A 7,264-nucleotide genomic window follows, 5' to 3' on the forward strand; every position below is an offset into this window, starting at 1 on the left:
CCTCGCCCAGCTTCATGGCCGCCTGCTGCAGGGTCTCGGTCTTGGCCTTGAGCAGGTCGGGATCCTCGCTTTCCAGCGAGCCCTTCAGGTCGGCGAGCGCCGTCTCGATCGCCTGGCGGTCACCGGCTTCCAGATGCTCACCATACTCCTTCAGCGACTTCTCGGTCTGGTAGACCACGCTGTCGGCCTGGTTCTTCGCCTCGATCACCGCCTTGCGCTTCTTGTCCTCTTCGGCGTTCTCCGCCGCTTCCCGGACCATCCGCTCGATCTCGTCCTGGCTGAGGCCGCCGGACGCCTGGATGCGGATCTGCTGCTCCTTGTTGGTGGCCTTGTCCTTCGCCGAGACGTTCACGATGCCGTTCGCGTCGATGTCGAAGGTGACCTCGATCTGCGGCATGCCGCGCGGGGCCGGCGGGATGCCGACCAAGTCGAACTGGCCCAGCAGCTTGTTCTGTGCCGCCAGCTCGCGCTCACCCTGGAAGACCCGGATGGTGACCGCGTTCTGGTTGTCCTCGGCGGTCGAGAACACCTGCGACTTCTTGGTCGGGATGGTCGTGTTGCGGTCGATGATCCGGGTGAACACGCCGCCCAGCGTCTCGATGCCCAGCGAAAGCGGGGTCACGTCGAGCAGCAGGACGTCCTTCACGTCGCCGGACAGCACGCCGCCCTGGATCGCCGCACCCACGGCCACGACCTCGTCGGGGTTGACCGACTTGTTGGGCTCCTTGCCGAAGAACTGGCGGACCTTCTCGATGACCTTGGGCATGCGGGTCTGGCCGCCGACCAGGATCACTTCCTCGATCTGGTTGGGCGTCAGGCCGGCGTCCTTGAGCGCCTTCTTGCAGGGCTCGATGGTGCGCTCGATCAGGTCGTCCACCAGCATCTCGAGCTTGGAGCGCGAGATCTTGATGGTCAGGTGCTTCGGCCCCGACGCATCGGCCGTGATGAACGGCAGGTTCACCTCGGTCTGCTGCGCGGTGGACAGCTCGATCTTGGCCTTCTCGGCCGCTTCCTTCAGGCGCTGGAGGGCCAGCTTGTCCTTCCGGAGATCGATGCCATTCTCCTTCTTGAACTCGTCGGCCAAGTAGTCGATCACCCGAAGGTCGAAGTCCTCGCCACCCAGGAAGGTGTCGCCGTTGGTGGACTTCACCTCGAACACGCCGTCGCCGATCTCCAGGATCGACACGTCGAACGTGCCGCCGCCCAGGTCATAGACCGCGATCGTCTGGTTCTTGCCCTTGTCCAGACCGTAGGCCAGCGCCGCGGCGGTCGGCTCGTTGATGATGCGCAGGACTTCGAGGCCGGCGATCTTGCCGGCGTCCTTGGTGGCCTGGCGCTGGCTGTCGTTGAAGTAGGCCGGGACCGTGATCACCGCCTTCTCGACGGTGGTGCCGAGATGACGCTCGGCGGTCTGCTTCATCTTCTTCAGGATCTCGGCCGACACCTGCGCCGGCGCCATTTTCCGGCCCTGGGCCTCGACCCAGGCGTCGCCATTGTCGGCACGCGCGATCTTGTAGGGCACCATGCCCACGTCCTTCTGGACGATGGGATCGTCGAAGCGGCGGCCGATCAGGCGCTTGACCGCGAACAGCGTATTGGTCGGGTTGGTGACGGCTTGGCGCTTGGCGGACATGCCGACCAGGATCTCATCGTCCTCGGTGTAGGCCACCATGGACGGGGTCGTGCGCATGCCTTCTTCGTTCTCGATCACCCGCGCGTTCTTGCCTTCCATGATGGCAACGCAGCTGTTGGTGGTTCCGAGATCGATGCCGATGATTTTGCTCATACCTTCCTCTCGCGCATCAGGCGAAGAGACTTCGCATAAGATGTTTCGAACGCGCCCGGCACGAGTAGAGCGGGCAGTGGGCAGCAGGACGCTCGACTGGCCAGCATATAAGTAAGCGGTGTGGGACCCGCAACCGACCTGCCAACCATCGGATCCGGCCTTTTTCGCCTGTGCATTGCCGTTGAGCGGCCTCGCCGGCGCCGGTGTGCCCCAGGGGCCACCATCCCTTGTTCGGTCGCTGGCCCTTGGGCCCGCCCGGCGATAGGTTGCCGGCCGCAGCGGGGGCGGATGCCCGGAGTCGACGTGGTCGTGGGAGTGGAGATGGTGACGAGGAGCCCGAACGCAATGCTGGTGATCGAGGCGTTGCGCGCCCGTTTCGGCGACCGGCTCTCCACCAACAAGGACATACTGGCGCGGCATGGGCTGAGTGAGGGGCATCACCTGGGCGTGCCGCCGGACGCAGTGTTCTTCGCCCAATCCACCGACGAGGTCGCCGAGGCCGTGCGCTTGTGCGCGCAGCACAAGGTGCCGGTGATCGCGTTCGGCACGGGCACGGCGCTGGAGGGCAACCTCGCAGCGCTCAAGGGCGGGATCTGCATCGACCTTTCCGGCATGAACCAGGTGCTGGAGGTCCATGCCGAGGACCTGGACGTGCTGGTCCAGGCGGGCGTCACCCGCAAGCAGCTCAACACCCATCTGCGCGACACCGGCCTGTTCTTCCCGATCGATCCCGGCGCCGACGCCTCCTTGGGCGGCATGGCGGCCACGCGGGCGTCGGGCACCAATGCGGTGCGCTACGGCACGATGAAGGAGAACGTGCTGGGCCTGACCGTGGTGCTGCCGGACGGGCAGGTGATCCGGACCGGCGGGCGGGCCAAGAAGTCCTCGGCCGGCTACGACCTGACCCGGCTCTACGTGGGCTCGGAGGGCACGCTCGGCATCATCACCGAACTGCGCCTCAAGCTCTATGGCATCCCCGAATCGATCACGGCTGCGGTCTGCAGCTTCCCCTCGGTCGAGGCCGCTGCCGAGGCGGTGATCATGACCATCCAGTCCGGCATTCCGGTGGCGCGCATCGAGCTGATGAGCGCCGCGCAGCTTGAGGCGGTGGTCCGCTACAACAAGCTGGAAGGCTTCGAGATCGCCCCGCATCTCTTCTACGAGTTCCATGGCACCACTGCCGGGGCGAAGGAGCAGGCCGAACTCGCCCAGGCGATCGCCGCGGAGTGCGGCGGCGGCGACTTCCGCTGGGCGTCCAGCCTGGAGGAGCGCAACCGGCTATGGGCAGCGCGTCACGACGTGTACCACGCGACCTGCGCGATCCGCCCTGGCGCCAAGCTCTGGTCGACCGATGTGTGCGTGCCGATCAGCCAGCTCGCCACCCTGATCGAGGCAACCCGGATCGACCTGGAGGCGCAGGGTCTCCTGCCGCTGATCGTGGGCCATGCCGGCGACGGCAACTTCCATCTGGGCCTGCTCTATGACGAGGAGGGCTCGGAGGAATATCTGCGCTGCAAGGCGGTGAACGACCGGCTGGTCGACCGGGCGCTGGCCATGGGCGGCACCTGCACCGGCGAGCACGGCGTCGGCATGGGCAAGATCGAGAAGGTAGAGAAGGAACACGGGCCGGCGGTCGAGGTGATGCGCAAGATCAAGCGGGCCCTCGACCCGGACAACATCATGAACCCGGGCAAGGTGCTGCGGATGGAGTGATCTGCACCGCACCTTGTTCATCCACCATTCTCGGGCTCGGACAAAAAGCAGCCAACGATGAGCGTCACTAACAGGACCAAACGGATCACCGCGCGGCAGATCCAGCAGTGGTCGGGCGATCAGCCGATCGTGGCGCTGACCGCCTACACGACGCCGATGGCGCGCGCGCTGGATTCCCATTGCGACCTGCTGCTGGTCGGTGATTCGCTGGGCATGGTCGTCTACGGCATGAAGACGACCCTGGGTGTCAGCGTCGAGATGATGATCCGGCACGGTCAGGCGGTGATGCGCGGCAGCGACCGCGCCTGCGTGGTGGTGGACCTGCCATTCGGCAGCTACGGGGAAAGCCCGGCCCAAGCCTACCGCACCGCGGCCAGGGTGATGGCCGAGACCGACGCGTCGGCCGTCAAGCTGGAGGGCGGGGTCGAGATGGCGTCGACCGTGGCGTTCCTGGTCGAGCGGGGCATCCCGGTGCTGGGCCATGTCGGCCTGAAGCCGCAGCAGGTTCATGGCCATGGCGGCTTCCGCACGGTGGGGCGGGGCGAGGAGGCTGCCAGGGTCGAGGCGGATGCCGTGGCGATCGCCGAGGCCGGCGCGTTCGCGGTCGTGATCGAGGGCACGCTCGAGCCGGTGGCGCGGGCGATCACTGAGCGCCTTGCCGTGCCGACCATCGGCATCGGCGCCTCGCCGGCCTGTGACGGACAGATCCTGGTTAGCGAGGACGTGCTGGGCCTGTTCACCGACTTCACGCCGCGCTTCGTCAAGCGCTACGCCATGCTCGGCCAGGCGATCGACCAGGCGGTGGCCGCCTATGCCGCCGACGTGCGCGCGCGCAAGTTTCCGGCGGCCGAGCATTGCGTCGGCATGCCGGCCTCGGACGGCTGACCCATGCGTGTTGTCCGTGATCTTGCGGAGCTGCGGCAGGCAGTGCGCGAGCTGCGCGGCACTGGCGGCCGGCTCGGCCTGGTGCCGACCATGGGTGCCCTGCACCAGGGCCATCTGGCGTTGGTAGCAGCCGCCCGCGCCGCCTGCCGGAGCGTGGTGGCGTCGATTTTCGTCAATCCGCTCCAGTTCGGTCCCGGTGAGGACCTGGCGCTCTATCCGCGCGACCAGGCGGGCGACCTCGCCAAGCTCGCAGCTGCCAGGTGCGACCTGGTGTGGATGCCGGACGTTTCGGTCATGTACCCACCGGGCGGTGCCACCCGGATCGAGGTGGCCGGGCCGGCGGAGGGCTTCGAGGGCAAGGCGCGGCCCGGGCACTTCCGGGGCGTGGCCACGGTGTGCGCGAAGCTGTTCCTCCAGACCGGGGCGGACCTCGCCGTGTTCGGCGAGAAGGACTGGCAGCAACTCCAGGTGATCCGGCGCATGGTGCTGGACCTGGACCTGCCGATCACGATCCAGGGCCATCCCACGGTGCGCGAGCCGGACGGACTGGCCTGCTCGTCGCGCAACCTGCGCCTGTCCAGGGAGGAGCGGGCGCGTGCCCGCCATCTGCCAGACACGCTCCTGGGGGTGGCGGGACGGTTCGCTGCCGGGGAGCCTGCCGGGCCGGTCGTGGCGCAGGCGCTGGCGAGCCTGCGAGAGAGCGGTTTCGAGCCGGACTATCTGGCCCTGGTCGAGCCCGCCAGCCTGCAGCCCTGGCCCGACGGGCAAGGCGGCGAGGCGCGGCTGCTGGCAGCAGCGAAGCTCGGCAGCGTGCGCCTGCTCGACAACATGGCGGTGCGCATTCCTGGCGGCTGAATTCAGCCGAACAGTTCGCGCGCGGCCACGTGGAGCAGGGCGTGGCGGGCGACCAGCCGGTCTAGGTCCTGGTCATAGCCGCCGCCCATCACGCCCGCGAGCGGGATCGCCCGCTGCCGGCAATGGTGGAGCACCAGGCGCTCGCGCGCGAGCAGGCCCTGGTCGGTGAGCGCCAGGCGGCCCAGCCGGTCGTCGACATGCGGGTCGACCCCGGCATTATAGAACACCAGGTCCGGCCGGTGCCGGTCCAGCATGACCGGGACCAACCGCTCCAGCAGGGCCAGATAGGCCGCATCGCCCGTGTCCGGGTCGAGGGCCAGGTCGAGGCTGCTCTGCTGCTTGCGTGCGGGGTAGTTGGCCCGGCAATGCACCGAGAGGGTGAACATGTCCGGGTCGCCGGCCAGGATGCCGGCGGTGCCGTCGCCCTGGTGCACGTCCAGGTCGATCACCATGATCCTTCGGACGGTACCTTCGTCGTGCAGCACCCGGGCCGCCACCGCCACGTCATTGAACACGCAGAACCCAGCACCGCCGCCATGATGGGCATGGTGGCTGCCGCCCGCGGTGTTGGCGGCAAAGCCGTCCTCTAGCGCCAGCCGTGCCGCCAGCAGCGTACCGCCGGTGGCGGCGCGCGCCCGGCGGGCCAGTGGCGCGTCGACCGTGAAGCCCAGCCGCCGCTCGTCCGCGGCCGCGACGTTGGCGCTCAGCACCGCATCGACCCAGCCGGGCGTGTGCGCGCGCAGGAGCCAGCTGCGCTCGGCCAGGCGCGGTGCAACCAGCCGGTCGGCCAGCCAGGGGTCGTCCTCGGCCAGCCGCTGTGACATTCGTACATATTTCGGCATGGGGAACCGGTGCCCGGCCGGGATCGACACCGAATAGTCCGGATGAGCAACGATCTTGTAGGTCAATGCTTTAAATCGCCGACCTCATCTCCTGCGGTAAAAACGATCGCAGATCTGCCCGCAGAAGGCGAGCCAATTGCGCAAGCGCCCCCATCTTTTCCGCTCGCATTCCTCGCGATAACGAGTCAGAACTAACGCAATGGTTGAATAAATCGCTGCCGGTTCGGCCGTGCCGCGCCCTCCAATGCCGGAGAGACTACATTGATGGGGATCGATCAGCGTTTCTGGGCAAATCGCCGAGTCCTGATCACCGGTCACACCGGCTTCAAGGGCACCTGGCTCACCGTCTGGCTCCAGCAGATGGGCGCGGTGGTGACGGGCTTCGCCAAGGCTCCGCCGACCGACCCGTCGCTGTTCGTAGCCTCGGGCCTGGCCGGGCGCATCGAGCATCTGGAGGGTGACGTCGCGGACGTCGCAGCGCTGGGGGAGGTGGTTGCGCGGGTCCGCCCGGAGATCGTGCTCCACCTGGCCGGGCAGGCCATCCTGCGGCAGGGCTTCGAGGATCCGGTCGGCACGTTCCGCACCAACGTGATGGGTACAGTTGCGATGCTCGACGCGATCCGCCAGGTGAGCAGCGTGCGCGCCGCAGTCCTGATCACCTCGGACAAATGCTATCTCGATCAGCGCCGGACCTGCGCCGAGGATGACCCGCTGGGTGGCCACGAGGCCTATGGAGCATCCAAGGCCTGTGCCGAGATCGCGATCCAGTGCTTTCGTGCCACCTACTTCCCGGGAAGCTTCACCTGCGGGATCGCCTCGGCCCGGGCCGGCAACGTGTTTGGTGCGGGCGACTTCGCGCCCAGCCGCCTGGTGCCCGACCTCGCCCGAGCCTTCCTGAGGGGGGAGATGCCAAAGCTGCGCAGCCCGGAGGCGGTCCGGCCCTGGCAGCACGTGCTGGACGCGGTGGCGGGCTATCTGCGTCTGGCCGAGCTGCTCCACCAGCGGCCGGAGATGTACAGCACGTCGTGGAACTTCGGGCCCGAGGCGGGCAGCGAGTGGACGGTAAGTGCCATTGCCGATGCGCTGGCCAGCGCCTTCGGCATCCGCGGCTGGGAGAGCGCGCCGCCGCTGCCGGTCCAGGAGGAGGCGCTCCTGCGCCTGCAGACCAGCCGCGCCCGCCGTC

General features: G+C 67.9%; 6 protein-coding genes. 4 read left to right on the forward strand and 2 right to left on the reverse strand.

Features of this window, described 5'->3' with window-relative positions; all coding sequences use genetic code 11:
- Window positions 1-1,786, reverse strand: a 1,786-nt coding sequence (gene dnaK / locus EQG76_RS17705; protein ID WP_159715711.1) for a molecular chaperone DnaK, incomplete at its 3' end; no start/stop codon positions are given.
- Window positions 1,787-2,074: 288 nt separating this feature from the next.
- On the opposite strand from dnaK, the gene EQG76_RS17710 reads away from it, so the two are divergent.
- Genes EQG76_RS17710 through panC form a run of 3 tightly spaced genes read left to right on the forward strand, consistent with a single transcriptional unit; the run spans window position 2,075 to window position 5,239 of the window.
- The gene (locus EQG76_RS17710; protein WP_331463790.1) at window positions 2,075-3,499 is read left to right on the forward strand and encodes an FAD-binding oxidoreductase; all 1,425 of its coding nucleotides are present in this window, start codon (window positions 2,075-2,077) and stop codon (window positions 3,497-3,499) included.
- Window positions 3,500-3,556: 57 nt separating this feature from the next.
- The gene (gene panB, locus EQG76_RS17715; protein ID WP_159715712.1) at window positions 3,557-4,384 is read left to right on the forward strand and encodes a 3-methyl-2-oxobutanoate hydroxymethyltransferase; all 828 of its coding nucleotides are present in this window, start codon (window positions 3,557-3,559) and stop codon (window positions 4,382-4,384) included.
- A gap of 3 nt (window positions 4,385-4,387) precedes the next feature.
- Window positions 4,388-5,239 (forward strand): pantoate--beta-alanine ligase, encoded by an 852-nt coding sequence (gene panC, locus EQG76_RS17720; RefSeq protein WP_159715713.1) that lies wholly within the window; start codon window positions 4,388-4,390, stop codon window positions 5,237-5,239.
- Window positions 5,240-5,241: 2 nt separating this feature from the next.
- Here the strand turns inward: panC and EQG76_RS17725 are convergent, their stop codons facing one another.
- Window positions 5,242-6,147 (reverse strand): histone deacetylase family protein, encoded by a 906-nt coding sequence (locus EQG76_RS17725; RefSeq protein ID WP_235031425.1) that lies wholly within the window; start codon window positions 6,145-6,147, stop codon window positions 5,242-5,244.
- A gap of 198 nt (window positions 6,148-6,345) precedes the next feature.
- Between EQG76_RS17725 and rfbG the strand changes: the two genes are divergently transcribed.
- On the forward strand, window positions 6,346-7,264 hold a 919-nt coding region (rfbG, locus tag EQG76_RS17730), incomplete at its 3' end, for a CDP-glucose 4,6-dehydratase (protein ID WP_235031426.1).

Source organism: Geminicoccus flavidas, from assembly GCF_009806515.1.
GTDB classification, from domain to species: domain Bacteria; phylum Pseudomonadota; class Alphaproteobacteria; order Geminicoccales; family Geminicoccaceae; genus Geminicoccus; species Geminicoccus flavidus.